An 18,692-nucleotide genomic window follows, 5' to 3' on the forward strand; every position below is an offset into this window, starting at 1 on the left:
AACATGAACAGAAGTACCCTAAAAAAATACTACCTAATTATGCTATTACTGGCCGTTATCGTCGGTTGTAAAGATAAAGAAACTTCCGCACCAGATAATACTGTAGACAACAGTAGTAGTAAAATTGAAGAAGATGGAGCTCTAGACGTTAAAACGTCTAATTTTTCCGACAATGACCAATCATTAATTTGCTTGTGGTCAAAAGTAGGTCTTAGAGATATCCCTGGAAGAAAAGGTGCAAAATATCTGACGACCATCTATTTTGGAGAAACCGTAAAATTTTTAGGAGAAAAAGAAACCGCTAGTGATAATAAAGAGTATTTAAAAGTAGAGCTATCTGATGGTTCGGAAGGTTGGGTTTATGACCTTTTGTTTTCAGAAAATGGTAAGTTAGCAGTACTTAAAAAACCTTTAGCAATATACAAAAGACCAGATGTAATGGAATTTGTAGGTAATAAGTTTGATAGAGGTGATATTGTTGTGCTGTTAGATCAGAGTAAAGGAGAGTGGGAAAAAATAACGGGTTTTGAAAAGAAGAATGAAGGTTGGATTAAAAAAAGTGATGCTTTTGTCTACGATGATTTAGATATTAAATTAGCCATTTTATACAATAGAGCTATTAATGAAGATAGCAACTCTAAAAAACAAAAAAAACTTAAATTGATTACTGGTAACCCTGCGTTTCAAAACTCAAGCTTTATTGATATTGTAGAAAAAGCTTTGGTAAGAGACAATGGCATCAATTATGGAATTATTAACGATCCTGATGGCTATACTAATATGAGAGAAGGTAAAGGGACTGATTATGCTATAGTAAAAAAAGTATTTGACGATGAAAAATTTACTATTCAACGTAATGATGGTGATTGGTCTTTAGTACGTCTTATGGATGGTACTAGCGGATGGATACACGGTAGTCGTATAACAATAGTGAGTGAATAACAAATAGTCTATTTTATAAAAAAGCACTACTCATTAAATGTCTTTTCCTATTAAAAAAGAACAAGAGAAAAGGCAAGAGAAAAAATAGTGACATAATTTAATTCGTATTCTATTCAAATTGGATTATATTTATCGCTGTTAAAAAATCAATACTAAACCAAGTAAAATGAAAAAAAACTCATTAAAAAAGTACTACTTAATTATTTTATTACTATCCGTTATAGTCGGTTGTAAAGATAAAGACACATCGTCTTCTTCTAATAACGACATGGAGACTAGCACTGATTCAGAGCGCGGTAATGATTCAGACTCTGGTGATGATTTAGACGTTAAAACCTCTAACTTTTCCGAGAGTGATAAATCATTAATCTGTTTATGGCCTAAAGTTGGCTTACGTGATATAGCAGGAAGAAAAGGCGCCAAATATTTAACAACAATCTATTTTGGAGAAACCGTGAAATTTTTAGGAGAAAAAGAAACTGCTAGTGATAATAAAGACTATTTAAAAGTTGAGTTGTCTGATGGTCAACAAGGTTGGGTATACGATTATCTATTATCTGAGAATGGCAAATTAGCAGTATTAAAAAATACTTTAGCGATTTATAAAAGACCTGATGTTATGGAATTTGTAGGTAACAAGTTTGGACGAGGAGATATTGTTGTTGTTTTAAATGAATCTAAAGGTGACTGGCAAAAAGTGACTGGTTTTCAAAAAGAAAATGAAGGTTGGATTCAAAACAGCGATAACTTTGTTTATGACGAGTTGGATATTAAGTTAGCCATTTTATACAACAGAGCTATAAATGAAGACAGTCAATCTAAAAAGCAGAAAAAGCTTAAATTAATTACTGACAACCCAGCATTTCAACAATCTAGTTTTATTGATATTGTTCAAAATGCTTTAATTGGTGATGATAATGATGCGTATGGTGAAGATGATTTTAGCGAATTAGACGCGTCTATAAGCTCTGATCAATTATATATTAGTACTGATGTCTTAAATGCGAGAAGCAACCCTAATTCTGAGGAAGACAATGTCGTTTTTCAATTAGAAAAAGGAGATGTATGTGATATTATTGAGAAAGGAAATTTTGAAACTATAAGAGACAATAGCAGTAATTGGTATAAAATTAATTTTAATGGTAATGAAGGTTGGGTTTTTGGCTACTTCACTTCAAAAAAATAGATTAAAATTTTAATTACTTTATCTGATTAAATAAAAAAACCTTCGTTAATAACGAAGGTTTTTTTTTGGAATTAAACCTTGTCAGATTTTAGAAGAGCAAACAAAAAGACATATGGTAACATCAACAGATTATTTAGACTTTATAAAAGATCAATTGGCCACTTGGAAACCAATAATTACAAAAAAAATGTTTGGTACTATTGGGTTGTATGCTGATGGTTTAATGTTTGGTATAATAGCTAAAGACACCATTTACTTTAAAGTAGATGCGACCAACAAAAACTACTATTTAGATGCAGGCTCTGCACCGTTAAGACTTTTTAAAAATGATACCATAGTGCCCTCTTTTTATGATGTTCCTGTAGAAATTATTGAAGACTATATACAATTTGTTGTTTGGGCAGAGTCGGCATTAGCGATTCAAAAACGGGGTAATAAACAAAAAAAGACAATAAAGTGTTATTAAGTAATTATCTTTTTGCTATGCTAATAAAGTGTTACTTATTTAATTTGCTAATACATTAAATAATAAATATTTAGGATGTAATAACTTAAATTATTAACTTTGATAAAAAAATATGCACAAAATTATTTTTATATTTATTTCTTCACTTTTTTCTTTTACGCTGTATGCTCAAGTAGGTATTAACACAACGGATCCCCAAGAAACATTGCACGTACAAGGTTCTGTAAGGATTGAAGACGGCTCTGAAGGAACCGATAAGGTCTTGACTTCTGATGCTGATGGTACAGGAACTTGGAAACAATCAAAAATCAGTAATATCATTGGTGTTTTAGGAGCTGGTGTTGATGTACCTTACAATACTAGTGCTTATTTACAAACAGGTACATCTATTACGTTGCCTCCGGGTAAGTATGTTGTTAATGTCAGTATGTTATTAACTCAAACATCTGGAAGAGCAGTAAATGATAGTAATTTTTGGTTGCGTTCTTCATTTTCTGATAGTAATGTTGGCGTCGGTATTTCTGGAGACATTGTAAATGGAGGGAATTTAATTAGTGGTAACCATATACCTAGTGCTATATATTCAATACTCTCAGGTTTTGTATTCATTAATAATAGTACTGCAGTAGATAAAACGTATTACTATATTGTAGGAAATTGCACGACATTTAATACAACAGCTACTATTAATAGTTTTGGTGGAACCACATGGGCAGAAAATAACATAGTTGCTTATAGAATTGATTAATATCCAGAGATTATCAATAATTTATTTAGTGTAGCCTTTAGCTTTTTTTTAACGATTGTTGTGCATACTTATTTGTACATCATTAGTAAGGGAAATAAAAAGCCTATTTATAAAGACATGCAAGTGTTTAGGCTGACGATGATAGCGATCTATTGAAACCTGTTGTTATAAGTAAAAAGTAACGGTGATTTTCAAAAACTATAATTCAGTTTACACTGTGCGCTTTTAAAGTTTTATAGCATTAAAAAAACATTTAGTATAAACTTAAAAACCCTATTCCATAATAGCTTTTAACTCAACTGTTTTCCATTCAGTGTTAACGGATATCAATTGCTTTAAAACAGCGATATGACTAGCTCCCATAAGTATCATAATACGGTTGTCCTTAGATTGAGTATATTTCTGAATTAATCCATAACTATAGATGTTTCTTTTAATCCATTCGGATGCTAGAAAAGAACCTACCGTACTATTTAAATCACCACCTTTATTGGCTCCTTCTAAGTACCATGACAAATCAAGCTGTCGTTGTTTGTCGTCATTTAAGAAGTATAAAATGTCTTTAAGAGACCGTTGTTCAGAAACTAGTGTATTATAATTGGATTCATAGTGTTTTATGTCCGCATTAAAAGAAGAAATGAGTGTGGTTTGTTTAGCTAATTCCATAGCTTTCATTAAACTATCATAAGGAAATTGGGTATTTCTAAAATCAATACCATACACACGGTCCTGTTTTAATGTTTTGGCCACTCTGAAACCAAGTTGATAAATTTCATTTCTTTTGTCAGTTCCCCATTTTGTTGTTTTATACAAGTTAAGAAGGGAATCTAATTTTGGTTGATAGTCTAAAGTTCTTTCCACAAAAATCTTATCTGGTTTAAATGCTGCTATTTTATTTGCAATGTCATTTAAGTCTTTTTGATAGGTGGCAGAAAGGATATCAATTTCATTAGTTTGGGTAACATCAAAACCTGCTTTTTTGTAGTTATTCCAGTGTGAAGTTCCAACAAGTAACACTTCTGTTTTTATAGTATCCAATTGTTTTTTTTCGTCATCAAGTGTATTATTACCTTGTTTAGTATTACATGAAACAAGGACTAAGCCTATAATTAAAAGTGAATTTTTCATTTTGTTCGTTTTATGATTACTTCAAAAGTAGTAGCGTAACGTATATGATAGTGCCAGTTTTTGATGACTACCATCAAGCATTCCATTAACGATATAAGGCACACAACATTTAATTTTGTTGTATGATTTTAGGGTTTCGTCCTAGAAAAGACGGGGTATATATTTAAATTTAAAGATTATAGTTATTTAAAGATACTTTTGTAAAATGAATATAAAAAAAGAATGGACCTATCATGGCTTATTAGCGCTGCTTTTATTAGCACTGCAGCTACTTCAAGTTTTTGTTCTTAAAGAAAAACAAGGCTTTTTTAAATTACAAAGCCTACTACTGGAAACCACGTTTTACAGTACTTGTATAATTATCTACTTTATTAATTTTAAAATAGTTTGCCCGTATTATCTTAAGCGAATAAAGATTGCTCAATTTTTAATAGCTTTAGTAGTCCTGTTTTTATTATTTGCAGGGATTAGGTATCTATTGGAGGAGGTTATATTGTTTAATATTACAGGGTTTCATAATTATTACGAGAAGACAAGGAAAGTGGGGTTTTATATTCTTGATAATTCTTATTATGCCATAAAACCTATTCTATATAGTACTTTAGCGTATTTGGCGATTAAATTAATGGAGACCAATAATCATAATAAAGCTGAATTAGATCATTTAAAATCTCAAATTAGCCCGCATTTTCTTTTTAATACACTCAATGCTTTTTATGTTGAATTAATTGATGACAAGCCTGAGACAGCTAAAGATATTCATAAATTATCCGAATTACTTCGGTACGTGACTTATGATTCTCAAAAAGATTTTGTGTTTTTATTTAATGACATTAAATTTTTAGAAGACTATATTCATTTCTTTAAAAAACGATTTGAGAACGAGTTTTCCGTTGACTTTAAGGTTTCTGGCAGAGTACATAACCAACAAATACCAGCACTGGTTTTAATTCACTTTATAGAAAATTTGTTTAAACATGGCGTTGTAAACGATAAGAATAATCCCGCAACCATTAATTTATTTATTGATGAAGACTTTATAATATTAAAGACTAGAAACAAGATCTTAACGTCAGAAAAATTTATGGCTTCAGGAATCGGTACCAAAAATGTAAAACGTAGATTGTCAACATTATTTAGTTCAAATTATGAATTAGTTTATACCAATGACACTCCTTATTTTAATACCCATTTAAAAATGCCGCTATGGAAAAAATAAAAAAATGTATTATAGTAGATGATGAGCCGCCAGCAATACGCTTATTAGAAAAATATATTGATAAAGTGGCCTTTTTAGAGCTTATTACGACAACCACAAACTCTTTAGAAGCACTTCAAATCATGGAAAAGGAGGACATCGATTTAGCTTTTTTAGACATACAAATGCCAAATTTAACGGGGATTCAGTTATCTAAAATTGTTAACGACAAAACTAAAATTATCTTTACTACAGCATACCCACAATTTGCATTAGAAAGTTATGATTTAAATGCGGTAGATTATTTATTGAAACCTTTTGATTTTGAGCGCTTTTACAGAGCTGTATCTAAAGTGAATGTTTCAAGTAAAACACAAGACATTAATACTACCGCAGCGTCATATTTATTTGTGAAAACAGATGGGAAAAACAATTTTGAAAAAATAAATAATTCAGATATTCTATACATAGAAGGGTTAAAAAACTATGTTGCCATTCACTTAAAAAACAATAAACAGATAATAACTTATAATACTTTAAAGCATATTAGCGAGAGTTTACCAACTCACAATTTTATTCAAATCCATAAATCGTTTATAGTCGCTATTATTCATATCGAAAAAACAAATTCCATTGTGGTTCAAATAAATGGAAAAGAGCTGCCTTTAGGAAATACATACAAAAGCTTATTTTTTGATAGAATTGAAAAAAACAAATTGTAATTAACAGTAGTTAAGAGAGCTATCGCACATAGATAGTGAATAAAATAGACGAGTAATGTTTAATCTTTTTGTACGACCAAGGGTAGAATCAATCATAAATAGTGTCAATTATACATTTGATTGTATTAAAACAAATACAAACACTGTCTACCAGTATAGAAAACACATGCAAAACATAAATAACACCTTTAAAAAAGAAAAAGCCTTACATTTTAATAAAGTCATTAAAAGTGCTTTATTACAATACATATTTATAAGCGTTGCTTTTGTTAATGCAACTGTTGTAGGTCAGGAGTTGGACCAGCGTTTACCACTTATTATTGATGCAGATACTGCAAACGAAGTCGATGATCTTTACGCTATTGTTCGTGCCATTACAGAACCTACATTTAATATTCTAGGTATCACATCCGCACAGTTTCATACCTCGCCTTTAGCTACAGATAATACAGTTCAAGAAAGTCAGGAAATTAATGAAACTATATTGCAATTAATGGGGCAGGAGTCCATTCCGTTACCATTAGGGAGCAATGTTCCATTACAGAATAATACAAATCCAGCAAGTTCTCCTGCGTCTAATTTTATAGTAAAAATGGCGCATCAATTACCTGTCAATCAAAAATTGAATGTCGTAGTATTAGGATCTTGTACTAATATTGCGAGTGCCATTTTGGAAGATCCATCTATAATAAAAAAACTAAAAGTCCATTATCTTGGATTTTGGCATGATGTAGACACTAATACTTATAATAAAAAGGAATTTAATTCTGGCAATGATCCTATCGCGGTAGAGGTACTTTTAAACACTAAAGACCTTGATTTGACTATTATGACGGCAACCACTAGCCAGCACCTTGTATTTACAAAAGCAGAAGTAGACCTTAATTTAAAAAATAAAGACGGTATTTCCGATTATTTGATCAATAGATGGGAGACTTACCAACGTTGGTGGACCAAAGATGATCCAGAAAAAAACAGTTGGATTATGTGGGATGTTGCCATTATAGAAGCATTGGCTAATCCTGAATTATCAAAAACGAAATCTTTTCTAACACCACCAGAAAATACGCAACGAGTAATAGATATCCATACGAAAATAGAGGTAGATAAAATGACTGCCGATTTTTGGAAAAGCTTGAATAATTATAAACATTAGAATATGTATCTAGAGGCAACTAATTCCATTTCAGATTTTGAAACGTGTTTAAATTCCATTGGTTTTTTAGACCCAAAGCAAGAACACATAAAAACTGTCGAAAAACCTGGAGAAGGTAATATGAATGTGGTTCTTAGAATACGTACCAATACGCGTTCTTTTATTGTTAAGCAATCCCGACCTTTTGTTCAAAAATATCAAGATATACCTGCGCCTATTGAGCGTATCGCTGTAGAGTATCAGTTTTATAAAGCCGTTACCAATAAAAGCATTAAACCTCACATTCCTGAAATACTAAGTTATAGTGCCGATAATTATTTGTTATTATTAGAAGATTTAGGTGATTGTCAGGATATGTCATCCTTGTATGATGATAAGCATATCAGTAAATCACAACTGGATCAACTGATAAGTATTGCCTCTCAAATTCATAAATCAAAAGCTATAGATTATCCTAAAAACAAGGCCTTACGGTTACTTAATCACCAACACATATTTGTACTTCCTTTTGCTAAGGCTAATGGTTTTTCTTTAGATACAATCCAGGAAGGCTTAGAGGAGCTAGCACTTAATTATAAGTCTGATAACCTCTTAAAAAAAGAAATAGAAAGAGTAGGAGAGCAATACTTAGCGGAAGGCAATACGTTATTACATGGCGACTATTATCCAGGAAGTTGGATGGCTAAAGGTGACCATATTTATGTGATTGATCCAGAATTTAGTTTTATGGGCTTTGCCGAATTTGATATAGGTGTACTAGTGGCGCATAGTATTATGATTAACATGGATATAGGCTGTCTTCAAACCATAACAACAACCTATCCAGAACCACTTAACAACCAATTACTCGCAAAAGTAGCAGGTATAGAAATTATGCGCAGAATAATAGGTTTAGCGCAATTGCCTTTAAACAGATCAATTCAAGAAAAGAAAATACTTTTAAAAATGGCGCATGCTTTGATTCTTGATGAAAATAATTAGTATTATATAAAACTGTCCTTTTACTACGTTTTCTTCATGAGTGTTTCTACGTATATACTGTACATGATTTTTGACATCAAAAGATTAGGAAATAAGGCTTTTATGCGTTTTTCTATATATTATAACATTCAATAAATAAAAACTTAACAAAATTAATTACCTTGTCAGTGTTTATAGTTTGACTTTCATTTATTTGATTTTTGAAACTAAAACTTATCGTAAACCATAGCCGATAAGATAACCTTTTGTACTAACCAAGACAAAAACTCAACCTGATGATACGTAAAATTAAAATACTTCTCTTTTTAGCAGTTATCTCTGTACAATACAGTTTAGCACAAACCAACGATACTTTATATTTTGATGTCAATTGGAAGAAAACTACTAAACCAAATCATGCCTTTTATAGACCATTACCTTTAAAAAAAGTCGATAGCCTAGTCTTAATCCAAGATTTTTATAAAAATGGAAACATGCAAATGCAAGGGTATGCGTATGCTATAAATGAAGAAAAGTATGCAGGCGATGTTTATTATTATTATGAAGATGGTAGTGATAGCTCCCGCAGTAAATATATAAATACAACAAACAGGCCATTACCATATTATCATCACAACGGAACAGTTTGGAAAACCATTACGTACAAAAAGGATGTTAAGGTTGGTGTCGTAAAGCTATATAACAACAAAGGGCAAGAAATTAGGGAAGAAATCTTTAAAAAAGGGTCCAGAGTAAATGATACAATAGATAAATTTACTAACTATTACTATGAAGGTTATTCTGATCAAAAAATTCCGTTTAATGATCATGTTGTAAAAAAAATAAGACCAACTAAGGCATTGTATTGGATGAATTCTGGACAATTGGCATCTGTATCAGATTATAACGATAATTATACACTGACTGCTCAGAAAATATATAATGAGACAGGAAAAAAGCTAAAACACTATAAACAAAGCGATTTTTTTGGTTCTAGATTAATAGATGGCAATTACTATGAGGTTAAAACAAGCAATGGTTTTGCTGTTTTTATCGACTCCACATCGCAAGTTAGTCAGCAAAAACAAGTGGTTAAAATCGACGATATTAGCCTAATACAAGCAGCTAAAACAAATAGTTATATTAACTTTTATAAAAAAATAGCGACAGATAACTATTCAGAAATTGACTTTAGAATTTTGCATAAAAATCAAGATAATGGTGTATTGGCGTCTTTTGTAACTTATAACAATCCTAATAACTCCACTTATTCTATTAATGATTTATATGATGAGAGAGAACATAGCATTGCTATCAATCAAATAAAAGAACAAACTGTATTACAATTATTTGAATCTTTAAAATCAATAGAATGGGAGACTAATTATAGCGAAACAAATCGTTATGATAGTGACACCATTGCGCACAAAACAACATTCAAATTATTAAACAATTACATTTTTACCAATGTAGACAATACGTTTACAACTAAAAGTAGGGGCGGTTTTGGCTCCTTTTACACAAGTGAAGATGATGACGTCAAAAAATGGCGATTAGATAAACTTCACTTTTATACCATGCGCGTTTTCTTACTAAATGGTAATAAACCTATTATTATATTAAGTGATGAGCAGGATATTAAGTATTATATCATACCTACTATAGACAATAGTTTTATTGTAAATTTTAAGGATAGAAAGTATAATATCGCACAACCAAAAGTATATATCCCATTTTCTGATAGAGCATTGCAAAGTCTTGTTGCATATGTTGATGCTAGCAATTTTTATAAAATTTCTAAAAAAACAGGTAAGCATTATATTGCTAATGCTTTTAATGAAACCATAATTGACAAAGCCTATGATAGTATACAATTGACAAAACAGTATATTATTGGTAGGCATAAAAACACTATAGATATTTATAATATCAAACTTCAAAAATTACCAATACAGAATATCCGTCAAGCGTATTATGATAGAGGCAATTTACAAGTACTTACAAATGATGGTCTATTTTATATTGATGCCCTAGGAAACAACACGCAAAGAAAATCTATTTCCTATTCGTTTTGTGGGACTGTTAGCTCTACAGACTTTACAATATTTGAGACCAAAGGACAAAATCCCGTCAATGCTATTAAAATTTATTATGGAGGTGTCGGTAGAGGCTATCGTGAGGAAAATATTTTAAAAATTAATAATTTAGACACCAGTTACCAATTAACGTTTTTAAATAAAAAAAAGCAAGATGGTTATAACGGTAACAGTAGTTTTGTGGATGGTTATAAAAATGTTACAAAACTGTTAGTTGTAACCAAAAACAATAAAGTTGGACTGTATAATTATAGCCTAGAAAATGTCAAGTTTGATAATAAAAAAGATACGACGAGAGAAAATGAGCTAGTTTCAGGGCGAGTGCGATATGGAAGTACAAATGCAAAAGTGCTATTACCTGTCAAATATGATGCTATTCAATTTCTTAATCCTTTAATAATTGTTAAACTAAATAATGCCTACGGTATTTATCCTCTAAAAAATGGATTAAAATATAAAGCGTTAGGTAATATTGATAATAATTTTATGTCTTTTGAGACACTTGATGGTAAAAAAGGTTGGATTGATGTACACACGCTTGAGGAGTATGACATCAATTGAATGTGGTTTTTTAAGCAAAAATCATGTCGAGCTTTACATCTTCAAAATTGTTTTTATCGCCCAATTATATTTTACTTAAAATCACTAAAATCACTAAAATTAATAAAGATTTACAATATTTTTGTGTTTTAAACAAAATGCATAAACACTAAGATTTGTTAAAGAAAACGCAACAATTACCCCAAGAAGAAGTACTAGATACCGATTATTTTATTTACTGTTTAGAAGCAGTTGAAGATATAGAAATCGAAACAGTTACTGAAACACAAAACAAATTAGGACAATTAACCTTGCAATATGGTGTAGCAAGTATTTATAATACATGCGACACTATTGAAGGATTAGAATCTAACTTAAACATTTTAATTTTAGATGATCATAATTTTAATGATTACGAAATAATCTATCTAGTTATATCGGGTGAAGCCAATAGTATTTGTTTAAATGATTATTACTACAGTCTACAAGAAATAGCAGAAATGTTTGAAGGACGGTTAGAGGGGAAGATTCTTCATTTTTCCAATGTAAAAGTCTTAGATTTGGACGAAGAGGAAGCTCAATATTTTTTAGATATTACTGGTGCAAAAGCTATTTCTGGATATGGTTATGAGTCTAACGGAGTAACTAGCTCAAATCTTGATATTGCATTTTTTAATTTATTTAAGGAAGACCATAATATGTTAGATGTTGTGGAGGAGTTACATCAAAGACATTACAAACTATGTAAACTACTTGATTTTAGATTGTATTATTAAAGGAATACTCAATATGTGTTTGAAGCTGTAAATTTAAATTTAAACAGATTTTCTATATAAAACCGAATGATTATTGATTAGGAGTTAGATCTATTAGTATTTTCTATAAAATTGTAATATATTTACTTTACAGATTACGTAGTAGTACAATATAAAAAACTAAAAATCAATACATGGCACTACAAACCAGTACAGAGATATTTATATCTGGCATACCAATACAATCTTATGTTAGTTTAAAACTTTCACAAGAAATTGATGCACATCACGATTTAGAATTAGTTTGTCGGACTGATGTTGTTGAACGATTATCCCAAGAATTAATAGGAGATAGTAAAGAATATTTGGGAGGTATAATAACCATTGTAATCAAGGCTTTTTCAGATTTCGGGACCTTTAAGGAATTAGAATTTAAGGGGATTATAAATAAAATAATAGGGACAAAAGGATTTCATCATGATAGTGGTGATTTAATCACTTTACATGCAAAAAGTGCTTCAATATTAGCTGACGATGGAGGACATTATGCTTCTTTTAGTGATATGACCCTCTTTGATATTCTAAATCAAACCTTTTTAGGCTACGATGTAGGAAAATTAGAAACTAGTTTTAAACCTGTGTCGTCAGATACAATTCATTATTCAGTACAACACAATCAAAGTGCTTTTAGTTATGCTAGTCGGTTAGCTGCTTATTATAATGAGTGGTTTTATTATGATGGTAAAAAACTTGTATTTGGTAGTCCAAGTGCTGAAGAAACAGAGTTGGCTTATGGTGTTGATTTACAAAAATTATCTTTAGAATTGAGCACAGTACCTAACTCTTTCGATTATTTTACTAATGATTATCTTACAGATCAACTACATAAAAAAAGTAGTAGAGATGTAGAAATTTCTTCTAACGGATATCATGGGTTTACAGACATCAAATCTAAAGAATTGTTTAATAAACAAACTCAGGTATACCATAACCTATATAGTGATGCTTCGCTAAAACCAAGATTAGATACTCAAGTAGAACAATATACAAAGGCACAAGCTATACAACAAGTTGTAGCAAAAGGAATAAGTGATAATCCAGGAGTAAATCTTGGAGAAATTGTTAATATAAAAGGTTACGGTGCTTTTAGAATTATTAAAGTAATACATACTAATATAGAGGATGGTGTATATCAAAATGAATTTGAAGCCGTTACAACAGATATTAATGTATATCCCAAAACCAATATTCTGGCGTTTCCTAGAAGTGAGACACAAGTTGCTACTGTTGTAGAAAATGTTGATCCTGATGGAATTAGTCGTGTACAAGTACAATTTCCTTGGCAAAAACTTAGTGGCGCACTAACACCTTGGTTACGTGTAGTCTCTCCTCATGCGGGTGGAGATAAAGGGTTTCATTTTATACCAGAAAAAGGAGAAGAAGTACTAGTGGGATTTGAAGGGGGGAATGCAGAACGACCTTATGTACATGGCAGTATGTATACCGGTACTGCACAGCCAGGTAATTTTCAAAGTGGAGCAAACGATATCAAAGCGATCCAATCCCGTAGTGGGAATAAAATGGTTTTGGATGATAATGTAGGGAGTATGTTACTCACTGATAAAGGAACTGCTTCTATGATGATGGATGGAGCAGGAAATACCATAGTAACTACAAATGCTAGTCATACCACAACGGTAGGAGAAGAGTCTAGCGTGCTGAAAATGGATGCTGATGGGAATATAGACCTTACTGGCAAAGAAAAATTAACGATTACAATAGGCGAAAGTAGTATTACAATGAAGAAAGATGGCACAATCAAAATAAAAGGAAAAGCCATTACTGTTGAAGGCGATGATATTGGGGTCGGGGCTAATAAATCTACAGCAATTTTTTCTCCAAGTAATCATATTGCAGGAAATACAAAAATGGATGGTGGAGATGTATTTATTAATTAGAATGAGATAAAAATATGTTTAATAATAATAATAATAATAATAGAATACTTGTTTCTGAACCATTTTCTGACCGTTATACATTACTTATTGATAGTAAAATGATGGCAGGTAATGTTTCCATGAATTCTAAGACGCGAATGCGATGGGATTTTAACGTACATCGTGTTAAAGAAGACTATTTAGAAATCTCATTATTACAATTAGAAAACACCCTAATAGAAAGTGATAATCCAATGATTAAGGATATATCTGCTATGAGTCAAGCTTTTGGTAGAATGTATTCAGAATTACATTTAATTATAAGCCATACAGGAAAGGTGCTTGAAGTATTAAATATGGACCTCATTTTAGATAAATGGAATATTGCTAAAAAAGAAATGGAAAAAGCTATTGAACATTCTCCAGAAGCAAAAGATATTTTAATACTAAACGATGAGATATTCAACGATAAAGAAAAAGTAAAATTAGCTATCGGCGCTAATGATTTCTTGAACCTTTATTTTCCTTACGTGTATGGTAAATCATTACCTTATACTAATGGAGATATTATCACCAATAATTTTTTGAACTCAAATACGTTACAATGGAAAACAAAGGTGAGTGCAAAAGAACTAGATAAGGCTACAGGATCTTTACTTTTAGTAGATGTGTCTTCTGAACCACATGGGATACTAACCAAAAGTTGGCATCAGAAAACATATAAGAGTTTTGAGAAAGTTATGGATATTAAAAAACTAGAAACAACCCTTAGTAAAAAGGCTCAGTATACAGTTTCAAAAAATAATGGTAAATTATTAGAAGTAACTTCTTCTAACATTGAAATAGCAGACAAGGAAAAATTATTTACTGTAATGAATTATAAAATGGTCGCAGATCATAAAGATTTTCAAACTAATAGTGAGCAAAAATCTACAAAAGATTATAAAGAAAATTCTGGTACTAAACGCAGTGGCAGAATGTCTTTTTTAATTGATGATATGTAAATAACTCAAATTAAGTATGGGCAATAAAATTATTACAGAAAAAGATTTCTGGATATGTTCTACAGGATGTGTTCCTGCGCCTTTTCAGGGTACAGCTTCTCGTCCTAAAACCAAATCTGGAGATGTATATATTACCAAGAGAGATACCTCTACAGCTAGTTTTATTGATTTTGGGTGTAGTAAATATATGTGGATTGCAGCTTTAGCAGCAGCAGCATTAGTTGTTGGTGCTATTGTAGTAGGCGTACTCACCGTAGCAACAGGTGGTGCTGCATTATTAATCATAGGTGCTATTGCAGGAGCAGCAGGTGCTGCTTTTGGTGGAGCAATTGGTGGATTATTGTGTGGACAACAATTAAGTGGTAAACGTACATGGACTGGCACTAAAAATGATTTTAAAGTAATAGGGACTCCAACAATTACAGGAGACAGTACGATGACCTGTGCTGCAGGTGGAAGTATTACTTTTGCTCCTAATATCAAGAATTGGTGGCAAGCCATATCATTAGCATCAGCTAATTATATAGGAGAGATTTTTCAGGGAATGATGATTGGTGTTACGGTCGGTGCTGCTGGGATGGCATTTTTGGGTGGTGCAGCCGCTTATGGGATAGGAGGAATGAAAGCTGTAGGGCACGCAGGATTACGATTTCTGGCAAGCACACCTAGAAACCTAGCTGTAAATGCAATAGAGAGCATAGGTAAAGTAGGACTTCTTTTTCGAGGTGTTGGTGGAGTACAGGGTGGATTACAATCTTATGGAGAAACAGGAAGTACCAACGCAGGATCCATAGCTGAAGGTGTTTTTGGGGGAGAGGTAAGTGCGTATCGTGTTGTTACAGGTCAAGGCAGTTGGAATGATGTGTGGGGTACCGCTATGATGTTGCTACCTGTAGGACAAGGAAAACGAGACGTAGAGAATAATTTTCGTAGTGCAGCAGACGACGCAGCAGATGGGCCTGCGAGAGATGCGGAACCTACACATGCAGATGAAGGAGAAACGACTACCAAAGCAGATGAACCTGAAACTACTAAGAGTGATGATCCAGAAACTACTAAAGCAGACGAAGAGGAAGGAAATACGACACGAAATACAGAAAGTGAATCTCCTACAAAACCAGATAAGGATGGGGAGGCGTATGAGGCTGCTCCTAAACCCATAAAAAATTATGAGACTACTAAAATGTCTGAAAATTATAAAGGAGAAGAAACTGGAAATGGATGGTGCGCTCCTAAAAAGGTAAAATATCTAACCCATACAGAAAGAGCAAAACTAAAGCTTGAATTTAAAGATGGTAAAGTTTATGATTTTGAAGGAAATTTATTTGACACTTCAAATTCAAATTCTATATTTTCCGATGGAAAAGCAATTTTTGTGATGGATGCTCAAGGAAATATTTATGCTTCAAAATATCAAGCTATTGGCGAATTTCATCATTCAAGTATTCTTGGAGGTGAACCAGTTGCTGGGGCTGGAGAAATTACGGCAAGTAATGGAATAATCACAGAAATATCAAATAAAAGTGGTCACTACCAACCTGATCGGGCTATTAACTCGCAGGTGATTGAGCAAATAAGTAATCAAAGAATAAACACAGCAATTATTAAAATATCAGGATATTAAAATTATGGAAAAGTTAAAACAAGGCTTAACTATCCCGATGTATGTATTACATTACATAGATAGTATGGAAGACTTAAATGAGAAGATTGAAAAAATTAATTTTTTAAAAAAAGAGTATCCTTTGGATGACAGGAAAAATATCTTTGCTTCGCTAGAATGGGCTATGGATAACAAAGACTATAATTTTTTATCTCTAATGTCCTATGCAAATGATAGATTTTCAAATAATGATATTTTTCAATATCTAAACAAATTATATATTTTGTTCAAACAAAGAAATCTTAATATTTCTTAGGATAGATACTTCCTGTTTTATCAATAAGCAAACACTATGATTCTTGGTTGTTTTCTCATTACATAACCAAAATTTAAAATTGTTTGTAGCTATTTAATTATATTGAATAACATATTTAGATATTAAAATTATGTAAAAATTAAAATAATACCACCAATAAAAATACAGAAAGTGAATTACCCACAAAACCAGATAAAGATGGGAAGGCGTATGAATCGGAAGTATATGATCCAAGAAAAGATCCAAAATTTGAAGAATTAGCTAGAGAAGAAGGGAAAAATAGTAAAGGAGATATTATTAAAGCTGAGAATGAAGCAGAAGCTATATTAATTGCAGAAAATAAAGGTATAGTTGAGAACCCCAGTAGACCAAATAGAAAATTAGGAGAACCTGATTTAAATTTTAAAATTGATGGACCAGATCCCTATAGATGGACAGATGTCAAGACTCCAGTTAATAGGGGAAACTTAACAAGAATGGCAGAAGGTATTGGAAAAAAAATACCTTTGCAGAAAGGCGGAACTAATGATGTATTGCATATAGTAGATTTAAAAAACATACCACTTTCTGAAAAAGCATCATTTCAGCAAACAGTTATAAATTCGGCTGGAAGTCAAGATGGAATAGTTTTCATTAATAATTAAAAAAGAGATGATAGGTTTAGAGCAGAAAATAAATGATCACTTGAAATGGTTGGACAAAGAAGAAGGTAATCAACTAGATATTGAAAATGAAGAAATAAATAATTTTAATTTTGAGAATGTTGATTTAAATAGTGGAATCTTCACAAATGTTAATTTTACTGATATTGATATTATAGAAGTGAATTTAAGTGGTTCTTACTTTTTTAATTGTGTTTTTAATAATGTTAGTTTTAAAAACGTGAATTTAAGAAAAAGTGAATTTCATGATTGTCATTTTATTAAATGTAATATAGAGAAGTCTAATATCACTAAAACTGAGTTTTTTAATTTGAAATCAAATAACACGAGTTTTTTGGAAGTGGATTTAGGTTGGGCATTTATAGATGGCTCAAGTTTTATTAAATGTGTTTTTGATAAGATTATCGTAGAAGGTACTATTATTGCAGATACTGAAATGCAAAATACTAGATTTAGACACCTCAAGTTTTCTAAAAAGTATCCTTTGAAATATGCAGAACAAAAGAATATTATTTATATTGAAGATGAAGCAGTTTTTATAAAGGAAACTACTTAGTTTTATCCCCTTATAAATTAGGAGTGATCTTTTAAATATCAAAATCAATATATTTGAATATGATGGATAATGAAATACATGATACTCTCTATACATATACTGATGAAGATGGTAATCAAGGAGAAGACCTTAGAGAAGTTCAGTTATTAGAAAGTTTTTCTCAAGAAAGGATAGAAAAGTTGACTAATTTGACTAATTTGACTAATAATGAGGATAGGTATATAGCGTATCAAGCAATGCTCATATTATTATCTTGGGGAATAGATGTAGGTTTTAAAAAACCTCATCGAATTTATGGAGAAGATAATGTATACGATGTAATATCCGATGCATTATATATATCTACTTATAATACAAACGATGAAGATAAAATAGTTCCATACATTAAAATAATGTTAGCAATGTATGGGAATAAGTTTTTTGAAAGTAGATTAAAGTATGTTTTATTGAAATTACAAAACACTTCTGTTTTAATACCTAATATAAAAAAAGCTATTGAGACTGCTATAGCTAATGAACGTTACTATCAAGCGAGTCAGTTATTACCTGTTATAGCTAAATATGAAGAAGAAGCGCTAGATCAGTATGTAAAAGAGTTTTCTTTTTTTACAAAATATGATAATCGTATCAGCCATAATTTAAAAGAAATACAAAATTATAATTAAGTTTCTATCGTAAAATGAATTTTATGATGTTCAAAAAATGTTTGGTAGGTAA

The 18,692-nt window shown here is 31.1% G+C and carries 18 protein-coding genes; 17 read left to right on the top strand and 1 reads right to left on the bottom strand.

What is annotated here, in order from left to right:
• Positions 1–3: 3 nt before the first annotated feature.
• The 4 genes from E9099_RS16625 (at position 4) to E9099_RS16640 (ending at position 3,342) form a co-directional block, all read left to right on the top strand.
• On the top strand, positions 4–942 hold the full coding sequence (locus tag E9099_RS16625; RefSeq protein ID WP_168800771.1) for an SH3 domain-containing protein: 939 nt from the start codon (positions 4–6) through the stop codon (positions 940–942).
• Between the two features lie 166 nt (positions 943–1,108).
• On the top strand, positions 1,109–2,128 hold the full coding sequence (locus E9099_RS16630) for an SH3 domain-containing protein (RefSeq protein WP_136584639.1): 1,020 nt from the start codon (positions 1,109–1,111) through the stop codon (positions 2,126–2,128).
• Between the two features lie 112 nt (positions 2,129–2,240).
• The gene (locus E9099_RS16635; protein WP_136584640.1) at positions 2,241–2,594 is read left to right on the top strand and encodes a TfoX/Sxy family protein; all 354 of its coding nucleotides are present in this window, start codon (positions 2,241–2,243) and stop codon (positions 2,592–2,594) included.
• Positions 2,595–2,706: 112 nt separating this feature from the next.
• On the top strand, positions 2,707–3,342 hold the full coding sequence (locus E9099_RS16640; protein WP_136584641.1) for a hypothetical protein: 636 nt from the start codon (positions 2,707–2,709) through the stop codon (positions 3,340–3,342).
• A 273-nt stretch (positions 3,343–3,615) separates the two neighbouring features.
• Here the strand turns inward: E9099_RS16640 and E9099_RS16645 are convergent, their stop codons facing one another.
• On the bottom strand, positions 3,616–4,470 hold the full coding sequence (locus tag E9099_RS16645; RefSeq protein ID WP_136584642.1) for a DUF5694 domain-containing protein: 855 nt from the start codon (positions 4,468–4,470) through the stop codon (positions 3,616–3,618).
• Positions 4,471–4,675: 205 nt separating this feature from the next.
• Between E9099_RS16645 and E9099_RS16650 the strand changes: the two genes are divergently transcribed.
• The 13 genes from E9099_RS16650 (at position 4,676) to E9099_RS16705 (ending at position 18,640) form a co-directional block, all read left to right on the top strand.
• Positions 4,676–5,689, top strand: coding sequence for a sensor histidine kinase (locus tag E9099_RS16650; protein WP_136584643.1), 1,014 nt, complete (start codon positions 4,676–4,678; stop codon positions 5,687–5,689).
• Positions 5,677–6,390: a LytR/AlgR family response regulator transcription factor gene (locus E9099_RS16655; protein WP_136584644.1), complete on the top strand. Its 714-nt coding sequence runs from the start codon at positions 5,677–5,679 to the stop codon at positions 6,388–6,390. Before E9099_RS16650 ends, E9099_RS16655 begins: the two co-directional genes overlap by 13 nt.
• Positions 6,391–6,556: 166 nt before the next feature.
• The gene (locus E9099_RS16660; RefSeq protein ID WP_168800772.1) at positions 6,557–7,546 is read left to right on the top strand and encodes a nucleoside hydrolase; all 990 of its coding nucleotides are present in this window, start codon (positions 6,557–6,559) and stop codon (positions 7,544–7,546) included.
• A 3-nt stretch (positions 7,547–7,549) separates the two neighbouring features.
• Complete coding sequence (locus tag E9099_RS16665; RefSeq protein ID WP_136584646.1) at positions 7,550–8,527, top strand: phosphotransferase; 978 nt, start codon at positions 7,550–7,552, stop codon at positions 8,525–8,527.
• A gap of 275 nt (positions 8,528–8,802) precedes the next feature.
• Positions 8,803–11,163 (top strand): hypothetical protein, encoded by a 2,361-nt coding sequence (locus E9099_RS16670; protein WP_136584647.1) that lies wholly within the window; start codon positions 8,803–8,805, stop codon positions 11,161–11,163.
• Between the two features lie 155 nt (positions 11,164–11,318).
• On the top strand, positions 11,319–11,918 hold the full coding sequence (locus E9099_RS16675) for a DUF6642 family protein (protein ID WP_136584648.1): 600 nt from the start codon (positions 11,319–11,321) through the stop codon (positions 11,916–11,918).
• Positions 11,919–12,091: 173 nt separating this feature from the next.
• Positions 12,092–13,855, top strand: a complete 1,764-nt coding sequence (locus tag E9099_RS16680; RefSeq protein WP_136584649.1) for a type VI secretion system Vgr family protein — start codon at positions 12,092–12,094, stop codon at positions 13,853–13,855.
• Positions 13,856–13,869: 14 nt separating this feature from the next.
• Positions 13,870–14,838, top strand: a complete 969-nt coding sequence (locus E9099_RS16685; RefSeq protein ID WP_136584650.1) for a hypothetical protein — start codon at positions 13,870–13,872, stop codon at positions 14,836–14,838.
• Positions 14,839–14,854: 16 nt separating this feature from the next.
• Positions 14,855–16,462: a hypothetical protein gene (locus E9099_RS16690; RefSeq protein WP_136584651.1), complete on the top strand. Its 1,608-nt coding sequence runs from the start codon at positions 14,855–14,857 to the stop codon at positions 16,460–16,462.
• Positions 16,463–16,466: 4 nt separating this feature from the next.
• Positions 16,467–16,757 (top strand): hypothetical protein, encoded by a 291-nt coding sequence (locus tag E9099_RS16695; protein WP_136584652.1) that lies wholly within the window; start codon positions 16,467–16,469, stop codon positions 16,755–16,757.
• 476 nt (positions 16,758–17,233) lie between these two features.
• Entirely contained in the window at positions 17,234–17,401 is a 168-nt protein-coding gene (locus E9099_RS19310) for a hypothetical protein (RefSeq protein ID WP_168800773.1), read from the top strand.
• A gap of 7 nt (positions 17,402–17,408) precedes the next feature.
• On the top strand, positions 17,409–17,975 hold the full coding sequence (locus E9099_RS16700; RefSeq protein ID WP_101018571.1) for a pentapeptide repeat-containing protein: 567 nt from the start codon (positions 17,409–17,411) through the stop codon (positions 17,973–17,975).
• A 59-nt stretch (positions 17,976–18,034) separates the two neighbouring features.
• Positions 18,035–18,640 (top strand): hypothetical protein, encoded by a 606-nt coding sequence (locus tag E9099_RS16705; protein ID WP_136584653.1) that lies wholly within the window; start codon positions 18,035–18,037, stop codon positions 18,638–18,640.
• The last annotated feature ends 52 nt before the right edge of the window (positions 18,641–18,692 follow it).

This window comes from Psychroserpens sp. NJDZ02 (assembly GCF_004843725.1).
GTDB lineage: Bacteria > Bacteroidota > Bacteroidia > Flavobacteriales > Flavobacteriaceae > Olleya.